This window comes from Vibrio orientalis CIP 102891 = ATCC 33934, from assembly GCF_000176235.1.
Lineage (GTDB): Bacteria > Pseudomonadota > Gammaproteobacteria > Enterobacterales > Vibrionaceae > Vibrio > Vibrio orientalis.
The window spans coordinates 511,935-533,687 of sequence record NZ_ACZV01000005.1; the positions used below are offsets into that span (position 1 = coordinate 511,935).

General features: G+C 46.0%; 17 protein-coding genes, 1 tRNA gene and 1 pseudogene. 7 read left to right on the forward strand and 12 right to left on the reverse strand.

The features are described 5' to 3' along the window. Positions 1-74 precede the first annotated feature (74 nt). From VIA_RS12875 to VIA_RS12890, 4 genes and pseudogenes are all read right to left on the reverse strand, one after another. Positions 75-1,176, reverse strand: a pseudogene (locus VIA_RS12875) (alkene reductase). Between the two features lie 10 nt (positions 1,177-1,186). Next, entirely contained in the window at positions 1,187-1,816 is a 630-nt protein-coding gene (locus VIA_RS12880; protein WP_004413450.1) for a GrxB family glutaredoxin, read from the reverse strand. A 78-nt stretch (positions 1,817-1,894) separates the two neighbouring features. Next, positions 1,895-3,082 (reverse strand): MFS transporter, encoded by a 1,188-nt coding sequence (locus VIA_RS12885; protein WP_004413451.1) that lies wholly within the window; start codon positions 3,080-3,082, stop codon positions 1,895-1,897. Between the two features lie 80 nt (positions 3,083-3,162). Beyond that, complete coding sequence (locus VIA_RS12890) at positions 3,163-3,831, reverse strand: SDR family oxidoreductase (RefSeq protein ID WP_004413452.1); 669 nt, start codon at positions 3,829-3,831, stop codon at positions 3,163-3,165. Between the two features lie 121 nt (positions 3,832-3,952). Here VIA_RS12890 and VIA_RS12895 point away from each other — a divergent pair, with 121 nt between their 5' ends. After that, the gene (locus tag VIA_RS12895; RefSeq protein WP_004413453.1) at positions 3,953-4,870 is read left to right on the forward strand and encodes a LysR family transcriptional regulator; all 918 of its coding nucleotides are present in this window, start codon (positions 3,953-3,955) and stop codon (positions 4,868-4,870) included. A 172-nt stretch (positions 4,871-5,042) separates the two neighbouring features. Continuing rightward, positions 5,043-5,130: transfer RNA gene (locus VIA_RS12900), tRNA-Ser, on the forward strand. Between the two features lie 70 nt (positions 5,131-5,200). On the opposite strand, the gene VIA_RS12905 is transcribed toward VIA_RS12900, so the two are convergent. Continuing rightward, the gene (locus VIA_RS12905) at positions 5,201-7,048 is read right to left on the reverse strand and encodes a 3'-5' exonuclease (protein ID WP_004413454.1); all 1,848 of its coding nucleotides are present in this window, start codon (positions 7,046-7,048) and stop codon (positions 5,201-5,203) included. Positions 7,049-7,364: 316 nt separating this feature from the next. Here VIA_RS12905 and VIA_RS12910 point away from each other — a divergent pair, with 316 nt between their 5' ends. Then, positions 7,365-7,982: a class I SAM-dependent methyltransferase gene (locus VIA_RS12910; protein ID WP_004413456.1), complete on the forward strand. Its 618-nt coding sequence runs from the start codon at positions 7,365-7,367 to the stop codon at positions 7,980-7,982. 3 nt (positions 7,983-7,985) lie between these two features. Continuing rightward, the gene (locus VIA_RS12915) at positions 7,986-9,113 is read left to right on the forward strand and encodes an HNH endonuclease (protein ID WP_004413457.1); all 1,128 of its coding nucleotides are present in this window, start codon (positions 7,986-7,988) and stop codon (positions 9,111-9,113) included. 74 nt (positions 9,114-9,187) lie between these two features. Here VIA_RS12915 and VIA_RS12920 read toward each other — a convergent pair whose 3' ends face one another. After that, positions 9,188-9,601, reverse strand: a complete 414-nt coding sequence (locus tag VIA_RS12920; RefSeq protein WP_004413458.1) for a VF530 family protein — start codon at positions 9,599-9,601, stop codon at positions 9,188-9,190. Between the two features lie 307 nt (positions 9,602-9,908). Between VIA_RS12920 and VIA_RS12925 the strand changes: the two genes are divergently transcribed. Next, positions 9,909-11,645 carry a methyl-accepting chemotaxis protein gene (locus tag VIA_RS12925; RefSeq protein ID WP_004413459.1) on the forward strand — a complete coding sequence of 579 codons (1,737 nt, stop codon included), beginning with the start codon at positions 9,909-9,911 and terminating at the stop codon, positions 11,643-11,645. A gap of 80 nt (positions 11,646-11,725) precedes the next feature. Here VIA_RS12925 and VIA_RS12930 read toward each other — a convergent pair whose 3' ends face one another. From VIA_RS12930 to VIA_RS12945, 4 genes are all read right to left on the reverse strand, one after another. Further along, positions 11,726-13,123, reverse strand: coding sequence for a PTS fructose transporter subunit IIBC (locus VIA_RS12930; protein WP_004416306.1), 1,398 nt, complete (start codon positions 13,121-13,123; stop codon positions 11,726-11,728). Positions 13,124-13,135: 12 nt separating this feature from the next. Further along, positions 13,136-13,576 carry a PTS sugar transporter subunit IIA gene (locus tag VIA_RS12935; protein WP_004413461.1) on the reverse strand — a complete coding sequence of 147 codons (441 nt, stop codon included), beginning with the start codon at positions 13,574-13,576 and terminating at the stop codon, positions 13,136-13,138. Between the two features lie 251 nt (positions 13,577-13,827). Next, complete coding sequence (manA, locus tag VIA_RS12940; protein WP_004413462.1) at positions 13,828-15,045, reverse strand: mannose-6-phosphate isomerase, class I; 1,218 nt, start codon at positions 15,043-15,045, stop codon at positions 13,828-13,830. A gap of 65 nt (positions 15,046-15,110) precedes the next feature. Then, positions 15,111-17,015, reverse strand: a complete 1,905-nt coding sequence (locus tag VIA_RS12945; RefSeq protein WP_004413463.1) for a PTS fructose transporter subunit IIABC — start codon at positions 17,013-17,015, stop codon at positions 15,111-15,113. A gap of 392 nt (positions 17,016-17,407) precedes the next feature. Here VIA_RS12945 and VIA_RS12950 point away from each other — a divergent pair, with 392 nt between their 5' ends. After that, the gene (locus VIA_RS12950; RefSeq protein WP_004413464.1) at positions 17,408-18,247 is read left to right on the forward strand and encodes a helix-turn-helix transcriptional regulator; all 840 of its coding nucleotides are present in this window, start codon (positions 17,408-17,410) and stop codon (positions 18,245-18,247) included. A 21-nt stretch (positions 18,248-18,268) separates the two neighbouring features. Here the strand turns inward: VIA_RS12950 and VIA_RS12955 are convergent, their stop codons facing one another. Further along, positions 18,269-19,048 carry a PTS sugar transporter subunit IIA gene (locus VIA_RS12955; RefSeq protein WP_004413465.1) on the reverse strand — a complete coding sequence of 260 codons (780 nt, stop codon included), beginning with the start codon at positions 19,046-19,048 and terminating at the stop codon, positions 18,269-18,271. A 23-nt stretch (positions 19,049-19,071) separates the two neighbouring features. Then, entirely contained in the window at positions 19,072-19,371 is a 300-nt protein-coding gene (locus VIA_RS12960) for a PTS fructose transporter subunit IIB (protein ID WP_004416301.1), read from the reverse strand. A 202-nt stretch (positions 19,372-19,573) separates the two neighbouring features. Between VIA_RS12960 and VIA_RS12965 the strand changes: the two genes are divergently transcribed. Then, positions 19,574-21,439 carry a fructose-specific PTS transporter subunit EIIC gene (locus tag VIA_RS12965; RefSeq protein ID WP_004413467.1) on the forward strand — a complete coding sequence of 622 codons (1,866 nt, stop codon included), beginning with the start codon at positions 19,574-19,576 and terminating at the stop codon, positions 21,437-21,439. Positions 21,440-21,753: the final 314 nt, after the last annotated feature.

Consider the following 21,753-nt stretch of genomic DNA (forward strand, 5'->3'; position numbering starts at 1 on the left):
GCCTGCAAAGTTAAAATTACTATTTAAAGAAAGACGCTCAAGGGCGTCTTTCTTTTGTTTCTAGCTTGCTATTCTTAATCTGCTGAGTGCGCCAGTGGCGGATAGTCCGTATAGCCATGCTCATTGCCACCAAATAGCGTTGAGCCGTCTAGTTCTGCCAGAGGTTGTTGGTGCTTTAAGCGCTTCACTAAATCTGGGTTAGAAACAAATGGGCGCCCAAACGCGATTAAATCGGCATAACCTTTTTCGAGCACTTCATCGGCACGCTCTTGGGTGTAACTGCCTGCAACGATAATGGTATTGGTAAAGTTTTCACGCAGCTCAATTCGGAAACTTTCTGGAATCACTGGAGCGTCGTCCCAGTCTGCTTCTGATAGGTGTAAATACGCGATATTGCGTGCTTGCAGCGCTTTCGATGCCTCTAAGATAGTAGGAACAATCTCAGGACAGTCCATATCTTTGAATGTAATGAATGGTGCCAGTCTAACGCCCACCTTGTCTGCGCCAACTTCCTTGCTGACCGCATCCACTACTTGTAATAAAAAACGAATACGATTGGTTGAACTGCCGCCATATTGATCACTACGATGGTTTGAATTGGTGCGCAGAAACTGATCGATGAGATAACCATTACCACCGTGAATTTCGATGCCATCGAAACCTGCTTCAATCGCGCGTTTAGCCGCATACGCAAAGTCAGCAATGACTCGGTTGATATCCTCTTGGGTCATGGCTCTTGGCTCGACACAATCGACCATGTTGCCGTTGCCTTGCTCATCAGCAATCCACACTTGTGTTGCGACAGGGGCTAGCGCCGATGGGGCGATAGGCCTGACCGTTTTGAAAAGTAGGGTGCGAGACGCGGCCGACATGCCATAGTTGACAAAACATCGCTGCGTCTTGCTCTTTTGCGGCCTTAGTGACCAACTTCCATCCTTCGACTTGCTCGTCCGTGTAGACCCCCGGGGTAAAAGAATAGCCCTGTGAATCATCAGATATTTGGGTAGCTTCCGAGATAATTAAGCCCGCAGTCGCGCGTTGCTTGTAGTAAGTCGCCATCATTTGGTTTGGAATATTTCCCGGTTGGCTAGTGCGTGCTCGGGTCATAGGCGCCATGACTACGCGGTTTTTTAGAGCCAGTTGTTTTAGCTGTGTTGGTTCAAAAAGTTTGCTCATGATCGGTTCCTTACTTGAGTAGTGGTACTTGCGTTTTGTTGCTGACAGATGCCATCCAAGTCTTCACCGTGTTGTCCCATTGGATTTCAGCTGCACTGAAGAAGCCGCGCAAGATAGAAAACAGAATAGCTTCGTCGACTAAGGTCACATGTTGGTAGGAGTCGAGATTCAAAACAGTTCTTGCGTGTTCGATGAGTTTTGCTACCTCTTTCGCGATGTTTGGTGTGTCTTGCAAAAGCGCATCAAAATTGAGGGCGTCTGTTTCCTTCTTTGTTCGCCAAGCTTGTTGCGCGGACTGAGTGGCAAATTCTGGTAACCCCATATTTGACCAACGTGGGTAACCGACTTTTTGCAGTGGTAGAAATGCGTTTTTTTGCCAATCCAACACTGACTGAGATGGCTGGTTTGTCTCGGTTGAGCCAGCTAATTCAAGGAAGTAAGCGATGATGTCGAGGCTTTCTGCCATCGCTTCACCGTTGTCTTTGATAAGAAGAGGCACTTGCTTTGTACCGATGAGGTCTGTCGTGGTTTTGTCATCGTCATAAGCAATATTGATGATGTTAAGTTGGATATTCAGCTTACCAGCAACATATCGGACGCGAGCACTAAATGGGCAATGTTCGTAAATGTAGAGTTTCATAGTGTTTTCCTAGTCATTCATATTGGGTAGCCCCATTTTTCGGGAGGCGTTAAATCAGGGCTATCGGTCGGGATGAAATTAGTTGTTGAAGCTTGGGGCTAACTCGGCTTGTTTGCTTTCGTTGCGGTTTGCCTTGGCGATGAATAACAAACCAATCAGTGGAACAATGATGGCAGCGTAAGGGATCATACCTGCGCCCATTTGACTATCGAGCACCATACCACCTAAGAAACCGCCAAAGGCATTGGCTAAGTTGAACGCCGAGATGTTTGCCGTAGCTGCCAATTCTTGGCCTTCACCGCCGTGATTCATTACTCGAAGCTGCATTGCTGGCACATTAGCGAATGAAGCAATACCAAACACAAATGCGGTAGCGATGAACCACACTTTGCTATCTACGGTTAAGCCAACCAGTACTAGTGAGACGATCATGGCGCTTGCCCAGAACATCGAGGCTTTTTGCAGGTTCTTATCTGATGAGTGACCGCCCATGGTATTGCCGACAATCAGGCCCGCGCCAACAATAACCAAAATCCAAGTAACCGCACTTTCACCAAAGCCAGTAATGTGCATGGCGATTGGCGCGATGTAGCCATACAAAGTCATGAAACCAGACCATGCAAATACGGTGATCGCTAGGCTGATAAGCAGCATTGGATTCTTGAAGGCAGCTAATTGTGCTTTGATGTCTTTTGCTTCGCCATGGCCAGTCGATTTGATCACTGAAGTGATGGAGAACAGAGCCACTACACCAAAAGCTGCAACGGTTAAGAAAGTGGTGTGCCAGCCAAATTGCAAGCCAATCCAAGTACCACCTGGCACACCTAAAACATTCGCTAGTGTTAAGCCTGCAAACATCTGTCCAACCGCACGGCCTGCCATTTTTTCTGAAACCAAATTGGTTGCTACCACGGCGCCGATTCCGTAGAAGGGACCTTGAACCAAGCCAGTAATCACTCGGCTCACCATCAACACAAAGTAGCTTGGTGCAAAGGCAGATAATACGTTACCGAGGATAAACAACACCATTAGCCCAGCCAGTACGGCTTTCTTGTTAAAGCGGGCTAAGTAAATCGTAAGTAGTGGACCGCCAAACACAATTGCAAGCGCGTAGGCACTGATTAAGTAACCTGCCTGTCCTTCAGTGATGGACAATGAGTTGGCGACTTGAGGAAGAATTCCAGCAATAACAAATTCAGCGGTACCGATAGCAAAAGCGGCAAGCGTTAAGATCCATACCTGCAAAGGCATTTTCTCTTTATTCATGGGGGAGTCTCTTTTTTTATTTAGTTTGAACCCATTGGTGCCACGCTTTCGACGCAATGGCACCGCGTATCAATTTGGCTTTATCCCAGTAGTGCGCCGCCATCGACATCAATCACTGCGCCAGTCATGTAAGAGTTTTGAATAAGCAGTAAGTATGCTTTTGCGACATCGCTAGCTTCACCGACTTTGCCTACGGGCAGGCTGCTTTGCGTACGCTCATACATGGCGTTTCTATCGCCTTCATTCATGCCTTGGTACGCTTCAGTTTTGGTTAAACCTGGGCTGACGGCATTCACTCGAATAGGAGCCAACTCTTTCGCCAATACTTTTGTGGTTGCTTCAATGGCAGCGTTGATGGCGGCTTTAACGTAGGTATTAGCGACAACTTTGCGTGACAACATGCCGGAAGTAAGAGAGATTGAGCCGCCTTTCTTGATGTAGCGTGCGCCGTGTTTAGCTGCGTTAACAGCCCCCCAGAATTTGGTATCAAACGCGTATTTCGCTTGAGAGACTTCCACATCAACAACCTTGCCCGCTGGCGCATAAGAACCTGCCGTGACGATGAGGTGGTCAAATGCACCGATAGTTTCGAAGTAGTGGTACACCGACTGTTCATCGCTGATGTCTAAGCCTGATTTGCGACTTGCTACGTGGACAATGGCGTTTTCGCTCTCCAGTTGTTGGCTTAGTGCAGCGCCAATGCCTGATGTGCCACCGATGACGACGTAAACAGTTTTCTCTGTGTTCATGATTTGATTCTCCAATCTTGTTTCGATGGAGTCAGTATATTGATTGGAAGAAATTTGATAATTGGTTAATATTTGAATTGATTATTCAGTTCAGTCGAATAATGAGACTAAAGGAGAGGGCATGGACAAGTTTTCTGATATGACGCTGTTTGCTAGCATCGTTAAAAACCAAGGCTTGGCGGCAGCAGGTAGAGAGCTAGGCTTATCACCAGCAACGGTCACCGCAAGGTTGCAAGGGTTAGAAGAGCGTTATGGGGTTAAGTTACTGAATCGCAGTACAAGGCACATCTCGTTGACGGACTCTGGTGCGATGTATCATCAAGCTTGTCTGGAAATCATCGACAGTGTTAATGAGACTGAAAACTTACTCCAAACAGGAATGAAAGAAGTGCGCGGGACACTCAAAATTTCGGCTCCTCGTGATATCGGCAAGCAGTACATCTCGCCATTATTGTCGGAGTTTAGCCAGTTACATCCAGAGGTGGTCCCGTACTTATACCTCAACGACCACTTATCTAACTTGGCCGAGTCAGGGCTAGATGTCGTCATCCGCTACGGGGAATTGGCAGACAGTAACCTTATCTCACGTAAGCTTGCGTCTAGCCGGCGTGTCTTGTGCGCTTCTCCTCAATATTTAGCAAAAAGAGGCACTCCAATAACACCAAGCGATTTAGCCCAGCATGATTGCTTAGCCATGGTTCGTAGTAATGAAGAACTAAAAACATGGCACTTCCAAGATGAAGGGCAACATCGTGTGATCACCGTAGCACCAAAGCGCTTTTCAGATGATGGAGAAGTGATCCGCCAGTGGGCATTGGATGGGGCAGGGATCGCGCTGAAATCGATTCTAGATGTGCAAGAAGACATTAAACAGCAACGGCTGGTTACGGTTTTAAATGGCTATATGAAGAACTTTAGTGCGGCGGCCTCTTCGGCGGGGGCAGACTTAAATGCGATTTACCTTAGCCGTCAGTATCAACCCAAACGACTGCGCTTATTCCTCGACTTTTTGATTGAGCGATTTGAGCGTGATTTTTAGCGACAGCAAGCGTTATTGATTCACTCAATTGGCCGATTCATGATCGAATTAGCTAGTAAGTGTACAAACAGGCTAACAAGAGCGCTTTTTTTAGGGAATGGACTTGACCTAACCTAATAGAATCATTAAATTAGCGCCTCGTTGGTTAACGATACCAACCACAATTTGATTCGGTGAGTTGTCCGAGTGGCTGAAGGAGCACGCCTGGAAAGTGTGTATACGGCAACGTATCGAGAGTTCGAATCTCTCACTCACCGCCACATTCTAGAAAAAGACGTCTTAGGACGTCTTTTTTTGTATTTGTAAAGCCACATAGTAAAGTGGTTCGTATTAAGAGATAGCTTGTGTTAGCTGCTCACTGAATGTGTTTTCTCTGTGGTAAGTCGTGAGTAAGTTTTTAGTTGCTCTAGTAAAGCCGACATACATCACTCGTGCAGCATCTACTTCATCATCTTTGTCTTTTGGCAGGTAACTCCCGTCAATCATTACAACAGTTTCAAACTCTAACCCTTTGCTGCTACGGACAGGGATAAGATTTATTTTATTCGCGCTAGGGTTATATTTCTTTTTATAGGTAGGGGTTGCTAACCATTGAAATGGTACGTCAGAACCTTTCAGTACATCTGCCATTGCTTTACCCGAAGAATGGGTCGGGTACAAAATAGCGATTTCTTTTGATTCCTTACCTTTTGCAATCCAATGCTGAACACAGCGAAGAATAAACTCGGCTTCCTGAGCTATTGTGTCAAATTGCTTCACAATGGGTGTACTGCCATTACAGCCAGCGCCTTCTGGTTCAATTAATGGTATTTCTTTATGCTTAAAGCCTTCGAAATACCTTTTTGCAAATTTGTATGAGAAGTCGAGAATTTCTCTGGTATTACGGTAGTTAAGTTTGAGTATGGTAGTACGCCCCTGTGCTTGAATGCCGACGCTAGCTAATGAGAAATCGAGCCCTGAGCTTTTCTTATAAATAGACTGAGCATCGTCATAAAGAAGTAATAATGAATTGGTGTCTGGATCAATCATCTTGGTGACTAGAGTTAGCCATTCAGGTTCAAAGTCATGACCTTCATCAATCAACACCGCTCCGTATTGCCCCGACGGTATTTGACCAAATTCGACGCCTTGAATAACAGTTTCGACGCTTAGCTCAAAAGGCTTTCTTTCGTCATCTTCGATAAGGTTTACGTTATAGGTTTTGAGTTGCTGTCCGCACCAGTCGTGAAAGTGATAAACCTGAACTTTTGCTGAAATCCCCTTTTCATCTATAAATGTGCGTAATTTTGCGGCCAGAGTTATGTTATAGCAAAGGAGCAAAATAGGTTTATTGAGAGTATCCGCTAGATGCAAACATCGATATCCAAGTATTAAGGTTTTTCCTGAACCGGCAACACCATGAATGACGCGGTGCCCTTCGCCTAAGCTGCGAGCTAATTGCTCTTGTTGAATATCCATTATTTTGACTATGTCTGGGATAGTTTCGGAGAGGCTTTCTTTATGTGTTGGAGCTTCGTCAAACAGTGAGTTTTGCTGATGGTTAATTCTAATCTCTGGATATAGATGCCAGCGAATACGGTCTATTTGCGGAAGAGTTAACTTGTAATCAAATTGATAGTTGAACATTTCCCATAAGCGATTTTGGAAGTGTTCAGGATCAGCGGATTTTGTCATTTCATCACTGCAAATGACGAGGTGGCTTTGCAGGATACTTTCTTGTGCATCCAGCGGGATTGCTTCGTTAAGTTGCTTACGTGAAACGAAAGGCAGCACCACACCATAACCATAAGGGAAACAGAGTTTACCATGATATTTAGGGTTCTTACTGAGAAGCTGATTGTCCTTGGAGAGTTTATTCACAACGGTGTAGGCACATTGACGTACTTGTTCAAGAGGGTTAGCTATGGTTTTCAAGCCATTACTTGTCAGCAGCTCAACATGCTTAGCATTAATCGACTTTATGTTCTCTATCTTCCAGTCTTTTACTTCGAGAAATAGAAGACCTCGCTGAGGATGTAAAACAGTAAAGTCTGGGTAGCGGCGATTTTTTCCGACAGGTATGTCAAACCAACAAAGATAATCGCTTTCTAGAAGAGCCTCCAAACGACGTGCGAAACGTTTTTCGCCCCGTTCCATTTTGGATAAACAAGTGTTCAATGAAGGAATAAGTTCAGCCATACAAATCCATTAGCCGTACAATTTTTCTTAATGTACGCTGTATTTGTTGTGCAACTAAATGATTATGTTTCGAGAGTTGGATCTAAATCTCATATTGGTCGAACTAACCTCTAAATACCGGAAGGTATTGAGCGCTGTTGGTTAATTGTTTTTTGATAAGGAGTAATTAGCCAAGCTGTTTTAGATAAGTTTAGAGTGAATCTTTGATAATGGATGTTTAATGCATCTCGCAATCCCTCATTCCTTCCTAATACTTTATCGCCATATGCAATCAACATGGTTATTATGCCCTTAGGGAAACTTTTGGGTACTTGCCATGGATGTAAACCTCTCTTTTTACGATGAAAATGCTGCTCAATTGGCTGAGCAGTATGACTCTGTTGATTTTGAATCCGTACATAGCAGCTGGCAATCATACTGGCCTCTATCTGGTTGCCGAGTGCTGGATGTTGGTGCTGGCTCGGGCAGAGACGCTCAGTGGTTTGATTCACAAGGTTGTAAGGTTGTCGCTATTGAGCCTTCGGCAGGTTTACGTCAGCTAGGCCAACAGCGCACTTCGTCGACAGTTCATTGGGTTGATGCCCAGCTCCCAGACCTTAGTTCTTTAGCTATGTCAGCTTATAGATTCGACCTTATTCTTGTCTCAGCGGTGTGGATGCATATTCCTGTACCTACACGCTATCAGTCACTTTGCTCTTTGGTCGAACGGTTAGCTGAAAGGGGCAGAATAGTTATAACTCTACGTCATGGTGCGTTTGGCGATGGGCGTACAAGCTATGGCGTCTCTCTCGCTGAGTTAGAACAGATTGCTCAACGATTAGATCTAGTGGTTTGCCATGTTGAAGATACTGAAGATGGGTTATCTCGGACAGGGTTGACTTGGCAAACAGTGGTATTAGAAAAAGCATCATCAGTGCAGAGAAAGAGGAAGTAAGTAGTGTCTCTTGAGTACTATGTGGAAAAGTTCCAGAACCTGAATATGAACAGTGCTGGTGGTAAGAAAAGCCCGCATAAGGTGTGTTTGCTGCTTACGGTCATGGACTTAATTCAAGCTGGTCATCTGGTAAAGAACAGAATTGAGTTCAACCAAGCGGTGAAAGATCGCTTTACTCATTATTTTGATAACTTTGCGCAAGGCAATGATCGTGATACACCAGAGAACCCGTTTTACCATCTAAAAAGTGAAGGCTTTTGGCACCTGAATTATCACGCCGGCTTTGATGAGACAAACACCAAAAGGTATTCAGCTAAAGCGATTGAGTATGCCTATTTAGACCAAGAGTTGTTTGAGTATATGAGCAGCCCTATTGTTTCAAATGAGCTGAAAGATGCGCTTGTGGCGAACTTTGCCGATCTTCCATCTTTGTTTCGCCAATGGTTATTAGATATCGGCAAGTCAGAAAAAACCGCGAAGAACTATGTGGGAGCGATTAGAGGCTCTATTTCCAATTGGCTTGCAGATATTGGTGAGCTAGAACAGCCACTCACTGAGGTTAAATCGTATAAACAGTTTGTTCGCTATGAAGAGCGAGTAAGACAGTTGGATGAGTTTAAGATTCGCGATTCACGCGGTAACGGTATGTATAGCGCTGCGTTAAATCACTATCACCAGTTTTTAGTCGACCTTTCTCAGGTCGATGTTAATGCCGATGTTCGTCATGTTATGAAAGACAAAAAGCTCACGGAAACGGAAAAAACGATTTTGATCAACACTCGAATGGGACAGGGGCAATTTCGATCAAAGCTGGTGGAAATGTGGGGCGGCTGCGCGGTGACGGGCTATCGTAATACACAGCTTCTGCTTGCTTCACATATTAAGCCTTGGCGCAGTTCTAACAATGAAGAAAGACTTGATAAGTATAACGGATTGCTGCTTGTGGCGAACTTAGATAAGGCGTTCGATCTCGGATTTATATCCTTTGATGATGGCGGCAAGGTGATGATTTCAAAATACCTTGAAGCGCCCGATGTTCTAGGTTTGAGAGAAGGGATGTCGTTTAATATCAGACGAGAGAATAAGCCTTATCTTGGCTACCATCGTGGGGTGTTGTTTAAAGGGTTCTAACCTTGTTCTGCAATCCTAACAAAAAAGCCAGACATCGCTGTCTGGCTTTTTATCATTCTACTTTTCGCATCTAACTATCGACGGAAATTACGACCACGTGATGATTTCGCTTTGTGCGCTGACGCGGCCTTAGCTTGTGACTTCAAGATAGACTCAACGGTCAAAGCCATTGGCTCTTTAGGTTCTAGGCCATGCGGAAAGGTGCGAGCGCGAGGAGGCAAATCATACTCTTCAGCCGATGCGCGAGGCATGCGCTTAAAGCGGTAAAGATAAAAGTTCTCTAGCTTTTCGCGTGCCCACTCGGTTTTCTTTAAGTACTTAACACTGCTGGCAACCGAAGGCTTGGTGTTAAAGCAGTTAAAGCGCATCGCGGTATCGAGAATGTCCCAACCATAGAAATCCACCAGCTCTTGCAGCATGGTTTCTAGCTTAAGACCGTGCAACGGGTTGTTCTGTTGCAGTTCAATTCTTTCTTCATCAGTCATCATAATAAGCTCCTGGTTTCTACTTACCTAGCTGGTGGTTGGGTGGCTTTCGAGTTCGATAAAACGATGGTCGTTGGCCCGAACAGTAATAGGGGGCGGATACTAGCAGAGTTGGTCATTTTTCCCTAATCATCCACTAATAAAACATTCCCCTAAGCTTAGACATGGTTTTAGATATCTATAGTGTTGCTTATTTGTTTCGATTTTTAGAGGATTGTATTCACTTTAGGCTAATAACTCATTACAATTTGCTTTCTTACTGCCGGAGCGCAGTACTATCTCGTAGTCACTTTTAAGGATGTAAAGTGTTATGACCAACCTGTCATTTAAGAACAAGATTATTGCCCTTATTGTTGCAATCATCACCCTCACTATTGCGACTTCATACTTCAGTGTAAACCACTTTATTAGCCGCTATATTCAAGAGTCTGATAGCCAAAATATCACTCACAATGTTGATCTGATTAAGAAGAAGATCGAAACCGAACTCAGCAATAAGCTTTCGCTCGCATCAAGTTTGAACTTTAGCATGATGGATATTGCCGAAACCAAAGAAAACAGTGGCTTTGCTCACGTGGTGAAGGTTGTTAATGGTTACGCATTCGATGATACAGGCAATATGAGTGATGAAGATGCGCAGGTTTTCATCGATTTGGCGGAGTCTCATGGCGATGAGCTGGCCATTAGCCCAGTGACCAGAACGGAAGCAGGTTACCAAATCGTATTTTCAATCAAACGTGCCGATGACTCGGTTGATTTCTTCACCTTAAAGCTAAACGAGTTCGGGGCGATCATTTCTGAATATGCCGCCCAAGGTAGCTATGCCCAGTTGATGGCAGGCAATGTGACCATCTTTAGCAATAAGCAAGGTGACAACCTAACGCCAATTCAACGCCAGATTGAGTTTGCAGGACAGTCATGGAAGTTAGTCGGTTATATCGACTTAGATAACATCCAAAGCAATACCGATAAGCTCAATTGGCTCATCACATTAGCGCTGTTGGTTTGCGCCGCAATCATCATTACCGTCAGCGTGGTAGTGATTAATTACTCCTTCAAACCGCTCAAGCGTTTACAAGATGTGGTCGCGGATTTATCGCAAGGCAACGGCGATCTAACTCAGCGTTTAACTGTAGAAAGAAACGATGAGATTGGCACGATTTCGTTGTCTATCAACCAGTTTATTGAAAAGCTTCAGCACATGTTTGTCGATGTGTCTCGATCTTCACAAGCGATTGATAGTGCGGTGCACAATATCGCCGAGCAATCGGCTTCAAACGTTAAGACGTTAGATCAGCACACACTGGAAACGGAGCAAGCGATCACGGCGATTGAAGAGTTGAGTGCAACCGCCGCTTCTATCTCAGACAGCGCTGATAACGCAGCTAAGCTGACAGAAAGTACCAATCAATTTGCTGAGCAGTCTAAACAAACCGTCAATAACGCCGTAACCAGCGTGAATGCTTTAGTCAATCAGGTTTCTGCGATGTCTGAAGTGACAAGTACCATGAGTGAAGACACCAAGCAAATCAGCAGCGTTTTGCAGGTGATTGGTGAGATTGCCGAGCAGACTAACTTACTGGCGCTGAATGCCGCGATTGAGGCCGCTCGCGCAGGTGAGCAGGGCCGCGGTTTTGCTGTGGTAGCGGATGAGGTAAGAGCGCTGGCGGCCAGAACGCAAGATAGCACGTCTCAGATCAACGAGATGCTCGCCAAGCTAAGATCAACGACAGACAACGTAGTCAATGAAATGGATGCAACTCGTCATAGCTGTGAGCAGACGGCATCGAACACTAATCAGGTTATGGACTCGCTTAACCAAGTGACTAACTCAGTGGTCGAGATGAATGACCTTAATGCCTTGATTGCAACATCAGCCATGCAGCAGAGCCAAGTGACCGGTGAAGTGAGTACTAACATGGCGGCAATTCAAGAGATTGTAAGATTACTGAATAACAACGCAGGGCAGACGCACTCGGTCTGTGAAGAGCTGCGTGAAACCTCGGTCGACTTATCTCAACTTGTCGGTAAGTTTAAGGTTCAGTAGTTTTAGATAGAATAAATAACGCCACCTTGTTCAGGTGGCGTTTTTGTTTAGGGGGAGGTTTCGACTAAATTGATTGCAGACTAGCTGTTGATTAACTCAGCCGCTTTCTTCATGGCTTCTTTGGTTGAACACTCAACCACGTTCGCGTTAGCAAAGCGCTGTGCATCTTTCACTTGAATGTCGTGAGCCAAGATAACCAGTTTCGCGTTAGCTACGTCTAAGTCGGTAATGCGGTTCTGAATGCCGTTTTGACCTTGTGTTTCGACCTTAATCTTAATACCTGCTGCTGCGCCTGCTTTCTCTAGTGCTTTCGCTGCCATGAAGGTGTGCGCTACGCCTGATGGGCAACAAGTTACAGCTACTACATCGTACTCGCCTTCGCCAGCTGCAGGAGCCGCTTGAGTTTGTACAGGTGCAGCTTGTTCGATTTCTTCTTCTGACTCTTCCGCAACTGGTTTCCAGAAGCCTACGATAAGAGCGGTCGTTAGCGAGCCTAATGCAATACCCACCACGTACATTGGGATGTTGCTTGATACTGGCGCTGTGATTAGGCCGCCCCATGGTGCGTGTAGTAGTACGTCTGTTAGGAAGCCGAATACACAACCCACAATACCACCAGCCACGATTGAAGGAAGCACGCGCATTGGGTCATTCGCTGCAAATGGAATCGCACCTTCAGAGATACCGATAGAACCCATGATTGCTGCCGCTTTACCTGCTTCTTGTTCTTGCTTAGTGAACTTCTTCTTGAATAGGAAGGTCGCTAGCGCCATACCTAGAGGAGGCGTACAGATTGCGATGCCCACACCGCCCATTAGCCATGGTTGAGTGTCTACCTGAGTTTGAGCAAATAGGGTTGCCACTTTGTTGATAGGGCCGCCCATATCGAATGCCGTCATACCACCAAGAATCGCACCTAGTACTACTTTAGACGCGCCAGCCATTGACGCTAAGAACTCGTTCATAGACGCCATGAACAGTTTGATTGGCTCACCGATACCCCAAAGAACGATACCAGCAGAGACAAGCGTACCGATAAGTGGGTAGATGAAGTAAGCACCTAGTGCCGTCATGTTGGCAGAAAGTGGGATTTTCTTAAGCTGGAACACCACGCCACCGGCGATGAAACCTGCCACGATACAACCCAAGAAGCCGCCGCCCATATCCGCCATGATGCCAGAAGAGATCATCGCTGGTGCAAGCGCTGGCTTGTCAGCGATAGAGTAACCAATAAAGCCACCCAAAATGATCGGGAATAACACCAGACCTTTAATACCGATATTAGAAATATCAGCCAATAAACCGTCAGCCGGAACCGCACCTTTACCTGATGCCATTACCGCTAATGCTAGAAGTACACCACCCGCAACAATAAATGGAAGCATATGAGAAGTACCGAATAAAAGGTGTCCTTTCATGGTGCTGAGTAGTTTTTTGAAATCGCTATTGTTAGTAGCTTGAGCTGTTAGGGTACTCATAATTACTACGCCTTATGAATTGATTAAAATAGTTAGGATTTGTTGTTCGTCTTTCGCGTTTTGGATGGCTTCAATAAACTCTTCGCTGAATTTTCCGAACAGTTCTTGAAGCACATAAATATGATGATCGGCGCCGTTATCTGGTGAAGCGATCATAAAAAATACCGTAGGTTTAATACCGTCCTCATCGCCGTACTCGATGCCTTCACGCTTTACGCCGACAGCGATGGCTGGATTGGTGACGGCTTGGCTTTTAGCATGTGGGTAAGCAATGCCATCCATAGAGGTAATGCTCAATGATTCGCGCGTTTCAATATCATCTAAGAATGCGGATTTATTATTAATGCGTCCGTTGTCTAGCAGCATTTGAGCAAGTTCTTCAAACAGTTCTTTTTTATTATTTGCTTGAAGGTTGCCGGCAATTAAATTGACGTTTGTTAGTTCAGTAATCATCTATTTTTGACTCATCAGTGCTTATGCAATGAGCTCAATTTAATCCTTGTCGCCAAACTCGGAAATAGTAAAAAAAATCCAACCACTAGACTTTTGTATCCGCTCATTTTAAGTGTGATTAGCGTCATTTTTAACCTGTGCGAAGGCTCACAAAACAAATGTGAATCAACGGCTTAGACAGAAATAAAAAAGCCCTGCATAAGCAGGGCATTGTGTTAGTGCTGACCTTGGGGGAAGGCAGGAGCACGTTGTTAACTGTATGCGCGAGCGACTCGACCTGCGCAGTCAATGTTGTATTGCTGCGCATAGGCAGGAATAAACACCGATTGGCCTTTCTCGATGACGCATTGCTCGCCACAAATATGAGTTAGGATCATGGCCTCATCAAGAGGTAGTAGTATTTCAGCGCCTTGAGTTTCGATTTCTCGCTGTTCGGAGTATTCAATAATGGCGAACTTAAAATCTTCGACCGGAATTGGGTACTCCAACATGCCGTTATCTTTTGTCGGCTCTAGCAACAGACTATCGAGTCGTTTTTCATTAAAGCGAGTGCAAGAGACCAGCTCTTTCACATCCATGAACTTTGGCGTCAATCCTGCGCGCAATACATTGTCAGAGTTCGCCATGATCTCAAGCCCTGTACCTTTAATGTAGGCGTGCGGGGTTTCGGCATCTAAGTACATTGCTTGGCCGGGTTTTAAGGCAATGACGTTAAGGATCAATGGAGCAAATAAGCCCACATCGCCCGGATACTGCTCTTCAAGTTCCGTGATGAGATTAAACAGCGGAGTCGGCGACAGCTTGGCTTTCATGATCAGCATCATCAGCGCGACTTCTTTTTGCTCACCTTGCAGTGATAGTAATCCAGCGAAAAAGCTCGCTAAGCCATTAGGCGTTTGATCGCCCGATAAGTCGTTTACCAGAGAGTTGAGCTCAGGAATATCAAGGTAGTTAAAATGGGCAAGGATCTCGCTAATCGGTCTAAAGCCATTCATCGCCGTATAGTCGGTTAACGCATAGACCAACTCTGGTTTATGGTTGGCATCTTTGTAGTTGCGGTTACTTGCAGAGAGCGGAATACCTTGCTGCTCTTCTTGCTCAAAACCAAGCTCTGCCTGCTGTTTATTCGGGTGCACTTGAATAGAGAGTGCTTTTTCCGCCGCGAGGACTTTAAATAAGTAAGGCAGCTCACCAAATCGACGGGCAATCTTGTCACTTAAGAATAGGTTAAGGTTCTGGCTGATTAGGTTTGAGAGTTTAGTTTCCTCAGCGCCAGTATCGACCATTGAGCAGCCATTCGGGTGCGCGCCCATCCAAATCTCTGCTTGTGGTTCACCTGCTGTATTCGCAGTACCAAACAGTTGAGTAAACGAAGATGGGCTGCCCCATGCGTAGTTTTGAATCACATTGGTCATCGGATAAAACACGCGCTCAAGCAGCGATTCAGTATTGATAGATAGTTCAGACATTGACATCACCATAAAGAGAAAAGTGGCTTGGACGTGCAGCCCAAGCCAATATCAGTAAGGAAGGATTAAGCCGCAGCGGCTGTGTATTTCGCTTTACGAAGGTTCTTTAAGGTGATGCAAGTTAGCGCTGTTACACCCGCACCTGCCGCCATACAAACAAGGGCTAGCAGTGGGTAGTTCATTGCACCAAGTAGAGCGACGACCGGGCCACCGTGCGCCACGCTGTTGGTAATGCCGAATGAGAACGCCATCACTGCTGCAACCATAGAGCCCAGCACGTTGGCAGGAATCACCGACATAGGGTCTTGCGCCGCAAATGGAATCGCACCTTCAGAGATGCCAACCAAGCCCATTGCGCCTGCTGCTTTACCTGCTTCAATTTCAGAAGACTCGAACAGGTCAAACTTGCGGCCTAGTACAGTAGCCAGAGCCATACCCAGTGGAGCAACAGGAATTGCACACGCCATTGCGCCCATAAATTGAGTTTGGCCGCTCGCGATCATGCCGACAGAGAATAGGAATGCGACCTTGTTAAATGGGCCGCCCATATCAAAGCCAGCCATGCCACCGAGTACGATGCCCAGTAGAACCACGTTACCTGTGCTCATGCTGGTGAGCATCGCAGTCAGGCCATCCATGAGTCCTGCGATTGGTGCGCCAATAACAAAGATAAACAGACCCGCGATAAACAGTGAGCCAGTGATCGGAGCGATCATGATTGGTACAAGTGGCTGAATAAATTTGTGGTAGTTGATTGAAGTAATGAACTTAACGAAGTAACCCACTAACAGACCCGCGATGATGGCACCGATAAAGCCAGTACCTGCGTCAGCGCCATAAAATGAGCCGTTGTTGGCAATCCAGCCACCGATTAGACCTGGAGTCAGAGCAGGGCGGTCAGCAATCGCATAGGCAATGTAACCGGCAAGGATTGGGATCATCAGGGTGAAGGCAACCACACCGACTTCTAAGATTTGGTTCCAAAGACTACCGTCAGGAATAGCCATGCCAGCTTCAGTTGGTTCACCACCGACTGCTAGAGCAAGGGCGATAAGTAGACCACCAGTCACCACGAATGGGATCATGTGTGACACGCCATTCATTAGGTAGCGGTAAAGATCAGAACGTGCTTGAGACGCTTTCTCTGTAACAGATTGCGGAGCGCTGGTGGTTTCTGCTTGGTAAGTTGGAGCGTTAAGTGCTTGCGTAATCAAACCCTCTGCATCACGAATCGGTGCTTTTACGTTGGTCTTGATCACTCGTTTACCTGCAAAGCGCGCCATATCAACTTGTTTATCACAGGCAACAACAATCGCGTCAGCGCGAGCGATCTCTTCTTCCGTTGGGCTGTTTTTTACACCGATTGAGCCGTTGGTTTCGACTTTGACCTCAAAGCCCATTGCACGCGCGCCTTTTTCAAGTGCTTCGGCCGCAAGGTAAGTGTGGGCAACGCCAGCTGGGCAACCTGTGACACCGATGATAAAGCCTTTAGTTGTGTCTAGCGGTTGCGCTTCGTCGGCTTGCGGCTTTTGTAGTAGTAGTTCAAGCGCTTGCTGAGGAGAAGTGGCATTGATGAAGCTTTCAACAAAGCCATCTTCAATCAATTTAGAAGAGAGCTCAGCCAGCACTTCGATATGGTGGTTATCGCCGCCATCAGGAGAAGCGATCATAAAAAAGAGTTTTGATGGCTGGCCGTCGTCAGCGCCGTATTCGATGCCTGCTTTGTGAATACCAATCACAACCGCAGGTTCAATCACTGTCGCACTCTTGGCGTGAGGGATGGCAATACCATCTTCAAAGCCCGTGTTGCCTTCTGCTTCGCGCTTTTGGATATCAGCTAAGAAATCAGCTTTGTTAGAAATACGACCTTGTTGGTGAAGAACCTCGATCAGCTCTTCGAACACCTCTTGTTTGGAGGTAGCTTGCAGCTCAAGCTTAATTAAGTTTTCGTTGATCAATTTGGTGATCATAGTGGACCCCTAGTGCTTTTCTTGTTTTGTTAGGGGTATTCTGAAATCTATCAGCAATGCTCTGTAGTGAAGAAAAAATGCATTTACTGGAGGATTGTTGCGTCCGTTTTAGAGTGTGATTTTGATCGGTTGTGGTGCGGTTTTTCGCTCTGTCTTGACAACGTTGAGTACGTTTCTGTCCCTTTATTTATATGGGGTGTGTCGATTTTGTTTGTTGGTTTTATGAAGTGTTTATGTGAATTTCTAACTGGAGTTTTATCTCTATAACTAGATTTTTGTAACCTAGATCTCGAATTGTGATTTTGCTCAATAGCGCTATGTTTCACTAAGGAGTATATCTAGGCTATTAGCGCAAATGCTTAGATTTAGCGTGCAGTTTGAGATGATTCTAAATGGTATTTCATGACTTAATCTCGTCAGTCCTTAATGAACGAGAGCCTTTTCATAACATCTGGTTTGCCGGGGATTTTCACACGCCTCCAGCGTTTAGCTATCAAGTTAACTTTCCGCGCCTTGAGCTGGTGCTAGATGGGGAGTACATCAATGAAATGGAAACTCATGAACGCAAAGTCACCAGTATTGTTGCTAAAGCGGGTGACGCGATTTTTGTCCCGCCCAACTGTTGGAACAAGCCTGATTGGGATACCGACTGCTCTGTGCTGAGCATGCTGTTTGGTCGCAGGCAACTAGGTTTAAGTTTGGTCAGTAAACGCAAAGGAGAAGCGAGCTTTTACGACATTCAAAAACACAGTATTCAAACTCGTTCAGGGTTCGCTATCGATAATATTCTAGAGGCGCTTAGCGCACTGGCGAGGGAAAGTAATAAAAAGCCAATGGATGAGCTATTGCTGCAGGCGTTACTGCAATACAGCAAGACGATACTTGATGCGCCGGTCGAAAAGTCGCAAAGTCGCGTTCAAGATCTTTATCAGGGCATTTGTATTTATATTCAAGAGAATTTTCATCGCCAAATTACCCGCGATAGCATTGCGACGCGCTTTAGCATTTCGTCTAACCATCTTTCTCGCTTGTTCCGTCAGCAAGGGCATATGACGCTAGCCGATTACATTACTTGGGTGCGTATTGACCGCGCTAAGTTCATGCTTAAAAAATACAACTTTAAGCTCAATGAAGTGTCGATGCGCTGCGGCTTTAAAGACGTGAACTATTTCTGCCGAGTATTTAAAAACCGCACTGGAAGAACGCCAACGGAATATCGCGGTTCGGTCTAGGGTGAGAAAACTTGGCTGAGGTTATGACAACAACTGCGACATGGAGTACATCAACAGCGCTTGCAGATCGACACTGCTGCGAGTGAGTTTGAGTCGTTCAGGTAGTTGATCGCAAAGTAGATTACGCGTGAGGTTGGTTGCGGCAATGATCTGCTCTCTCGTCGGTTTTTCAGGCATCACCAGTGCTATAGCGAGGTGAACATCGCCCATTTGCGAAGCCCAATCAATCGGGCTGTCACTGGCAATTACAGCAATAGCAATATGGTCGATGTTTTCAAACATCACATGGGGCAGGGCGATACCCGGAGTGACACAGGTCGAAGAGCGTTCTTCTCGTTTTATAAAGGCAAGGAGTAGTTCGTCAGGGTGGCCGGGGTGTATCAACTGAGCCAGCCCTTTTAAACACTCAAATTTGGTCAGTTCGGTGTGGGCTTTGGCATAATGCCAGTGGGTATCATGGGCCGGGCACAATTGAGGCAGTCGCTCAGATAACTCACTGGAAAACTCATAGTTAATCTGCGAGCCAATCAAGGTGTAATGATCGGCGATGACATCCTTGAGCACAAAGCAGGCCAGCTCTGCATCCATGCCCATTGCGGTGATCTGGCATAGATCGCCTTTCACTAACCCCACTTGAAGCATCGCGACGGCCTTGGTTAAGTCGGCGCTGCGGTTACGGGTGATGTTAATGATTTTAATCTGACTTTTGAATTTCTTGGCTAAGTGGCGCAAAGGCTGAGCAATAGAGGCGTTCGCTTCGCTGCTGTCGACTAAAAAGGTGATTTGATACTCGTTCATCATTAACGGCTTTCGGCACAGAATCGTTAACGGCAGTGGACAAGAAACACTTTGTCGACGTTAACCAACACGTCTTCAATGGAAACACGAATAGCGTTGCAGCCTTCAAAGCGGGCAGCTTGGTCAATATCGATGTCGGAGACAATCAGCACTCGATCGGCTAGCGCAATATCTTGCGGTGAGAGCAGGTTTTCGATGCCCATCGCACCTTGTGTTTCGACTTTGATCTGAACCTTATACTTGGGCGCAGCTTTGATAAGTGCATCGGCTGCCATATAAGTATGTGCAATGCCTGTTGGGCAGGCGGTGACAGCGACTATTTTCACGGTGTTTCTCGGCTTGTTATTTTTTCGGATATTAGCACAGCATAAAGCGCAGGTTTTGATTTGGCACCATGATTTGAAAGACGCATATCACAGTTTGATGTGAGTGTTACAATAATCCAGTTAATGGTGTTTTCGTCCTATATCTAACACCATGGGTGCTGGTTAATCTATGTTCGAGCGTGAACATTGCAAGGTAAATACAATGGACATTACTAATCTAATTGAGCCAGAGACGATCTGCTTAGATCTTAAGGCCACAACCAAAGATGACGCGCTCAAGGAGTTAGTTGAGTTACTCGATATGGCCGGGAAACTGGCCGACAAAGAACAGTTCTTAGCCGATTTATGGAAACGTGAAGAGATTGGCAATACTGGCTTTGAAGACGGTGTGGCGATTCCGCACGCAAAAAGTGATGCGGTCACAGCACCTGCGGTTGCGGTAGGCATTAGCCGAACGGGCATTGATTATGGCGCCGAAGACGGCGAGCTGTCTGATGTGTTCTTTATGCTTGCCTCTCCAGACGGTGGCGATCATCACCATATTGAAGTTCTGGCTCAACTTTCGACCAAACTCATTGAAGAAGAATTTATTAGTCAGCTTAAGGCGGCGCAAAGTGTTGAACAGGCGCGCGAGCTGCTAACCAATATTCAGCAACCAAGTCACGAGTTTTGGAGTGACGAACCTCTACCGCTACCTGAGCCTCTAAGTCCATGGAAGCTACGTCTCGCCCATATTAAAGAACACTTGCTGTTTGGCACTTCCCATATGATCCCATTCATTGTTGCTGGTGGAGTCTTGTTGTCGCTCTCGGTGATGATCTCTGGTCATGGCGCTGTGCCCGAAAGTGGCGTACTGGCTGACATCGCACAGATGGGCATTGCTGGTTTAACCCTGTTTACTGCCGTGTTAGGTGGCTACATTGCTTATTCGATTGCGGATAAACCGGGCTTAGCGCCAGGGATGATTGGCTCATGGGTAGCAGTGAATCATTACAATACGGGTTTTTTAGGCGCGATCGTGGTCGGCTTTTTTGCTGGATTTGTGGTGCGAATGCTAAAGAAAATCCAACTGCCTGACAGCATGACTTCACTCGGCTCTATTTTTATCTATCCCCTTGTCGGCACCTTCGCTACGTGTGGTTTGGTGATGTGGTTAATTGGTTCACCTATATCGGCCGCTATGGCGGGGCTCAATGATTGGCTTACTGGCATGGCAGGCGCAAGTAAAGTGATGCTTGGCACGGTGTTAGGCGCAATGACAGCGTTTGATATGGGTGGCCCGGTGAATAAAGTCGCCACCTTGTTTGCTCAAACGCAGGTTAACACTCAGCCATGGCTAATGGGGGGCGTTGGTATCGCAATTTGTACGCCGCCACTCGGATTAGCATTAGCGACCTTCCTGTCACCGAAAAAGTTTAAACGTGACGAGCGTGAAGCAGGCAAGGCAGCAGGTATTATGGGCATGATTGGCATTAGTGAAGGGGCGATTCCGTTTGCTGCAGCTGATCCAGCGCGTGTGCTACCGGCGATTGTGGCTGGTGGTATTGTCGGTAACGTGATTGGCTTTATGTTCCACGTGATTAACCATGCGCCGTGGGGGGGCTGGATTGTGCTGCCAGTGGTGGATGGCAAGATTGGTTACATTGTAGGTACGCTAGCAGGCGCAATAACGACGGCACTGATTGTTATCTTACTGAAGAAAAATGTCCTCGATGAGGAAGAAGAGGCGGCATTGGCCCGAGCCTATCACGCCACTGACGGAGAGGGTGAAGCGGAGATCTTAGCGGTAACATCCTGCCCATCAGGGGTAGCGCATACTTTCTTAGCCGCTAAGTCGTTAGAGAAAGCGGCTTATACTATGGGTATTAAAATTAAAGTCGAAACCCAAGGTGCTAATGGCATCAACAACCACATCACCGAGAAAGATATTAAAAACGCAAAAATGGTGATTTTAGCCCATGACGTAGCGATCAAAGAACCAGAGCGTTTTAAAGGCATGAAGACACTCGAAGTCCCGACACGTGACGCGATATTAAATGCGCGCGCTTTGCTTTATAGCCGCCGTTAACGTTGAACAAAAGACTGAACCCTTAAGTCAAATAGTCTCCCCCGACTATTATGCTTTTTGCTCCGCTCATTTAGCGGAGTTTTTTTATAAGTTTTTTTGGTAATTAGAGATAATTCCTACATTATTCTGATTCTAAATAATGGCAGAGTTGCGTCTAACTACTTTCTGAGAGTATAGGTAATCTGCCCTGTGTTAATGACATATTTATTTGGGGCATTTGCTAGACGGAATTGTTGAAAATATCGCTGTAGGGATAAAGGAAGCGCAATGAATATTGTTGTAAGTAGTCTCTGAGCTTTGGGTAGGAATATACT

Excerpts from the sequence above, each read along its gene's own strand:
- VIA_RS12965 (WP_004413467.1), top strand. The coding sequence starts at position 19,574 with ATGGACATTACTAATCTAATTGAGCCAGAGACGATCTGCTTAGATCTT.
- VIA_RS12945 (WP_004413463.1), bottom strand. The coding sequence starts at position 17,015 with ATGATCACCAAATTGATCAACGAAAACTTAATTAAGCTTGAGCTGCAA.
- manA (WP_004413462.1), bottom strand. The coding sequence starts at position 15,045 with ATGTCTGAACTATCTATCAATACTGAATCGCTGCTTGAGCGCGTGTTT.
- VIA_RS12895 (WP_004413453.1), top strand. The coding sequence starts at position 3,953 with ATGGACAAGTTTTCTGATATGACGCTGTTTGCTAGCATCGTTAAAAAC.
- VIA_RS12905 (WP_004413454.1), bottom strand. The coding sequence starts at position 7,048 with ATGGCTGAACTTATTCCTTCATTGAACACTTGTTTATCCAAAATGGAA.
- VIA_RS12930 (WP_004416306.1), bottom strand. The coding sequence starts at position 13,123 with ATGAGTACCCTAACAGCTCAAGCTACTAACAATAGCGATTTCAAAAAA.
- VIA_RS12890 (WP_004413452.1), bottom strand. The coding sequence starts at position 3,831 with ATGAACACAGAGAAAACTGTTTACGTCGTCATCGGTGGCACATCAGGC.
- VIA_RS12925 (WP_004413459.1), top strand. The coding sequence starts at position 9,909 with ATGACCAACCTGTCATTTAAGAACAAGATTATTGCCCTTATTGTTGCA.
- VIA_RS12950 (WP_004413464.1), top strand. The coding sequence starts at position 17,408 with ATGGTATTTCATGACTTAATCTCGTCAGTCCTTAATGAACGAGAGCCT.
- VIA_RS12935 (WP_004413461.1), bottom strand. The coding sequence starts at position 13,576 with ATGATTACTGAACTAACAAACGTCAATTTAATTGCCGGCAACCTTCAA.
- VIA_RS12910 (WP_004413456.1), top strand. The coding sequence starts at position 7,365 with ATGGATGTAAACCTCTCTTTTTACGATGAAAATGCTGCTCAATTGGCT.
- VIA_RS12880 (WP_004413450.1), bottom strand. The coding sequence starts at position 1,816 with ATGAAACTCTACATTTACGAACATTGCCCATTTAGTGCTCGCGTCCGA.
- VIA_RS12920 (WP_004413458.1), bottom strand. The coding sequence starts at position 9,601 with ATGATGACTGATGAAGAAAGAATTGAACTGCAACAGAACAACCCGTTG.
- VIA_RS12885 (WP_004413451.1), bottom strand. The coding sequence starts at position 3,082 with ATGAATAAAGAGAAAATGCCTTTGCAGGTATGGATCTTAACGCTTGCC.
- VIA_RS12955 (WP_004413465.1), bottom strand. The coding sequence starts at position 19,048 with ATGATGAACGAGTATCAAATCACCTTTTTAGTCGACAGCAGCGAAGCG.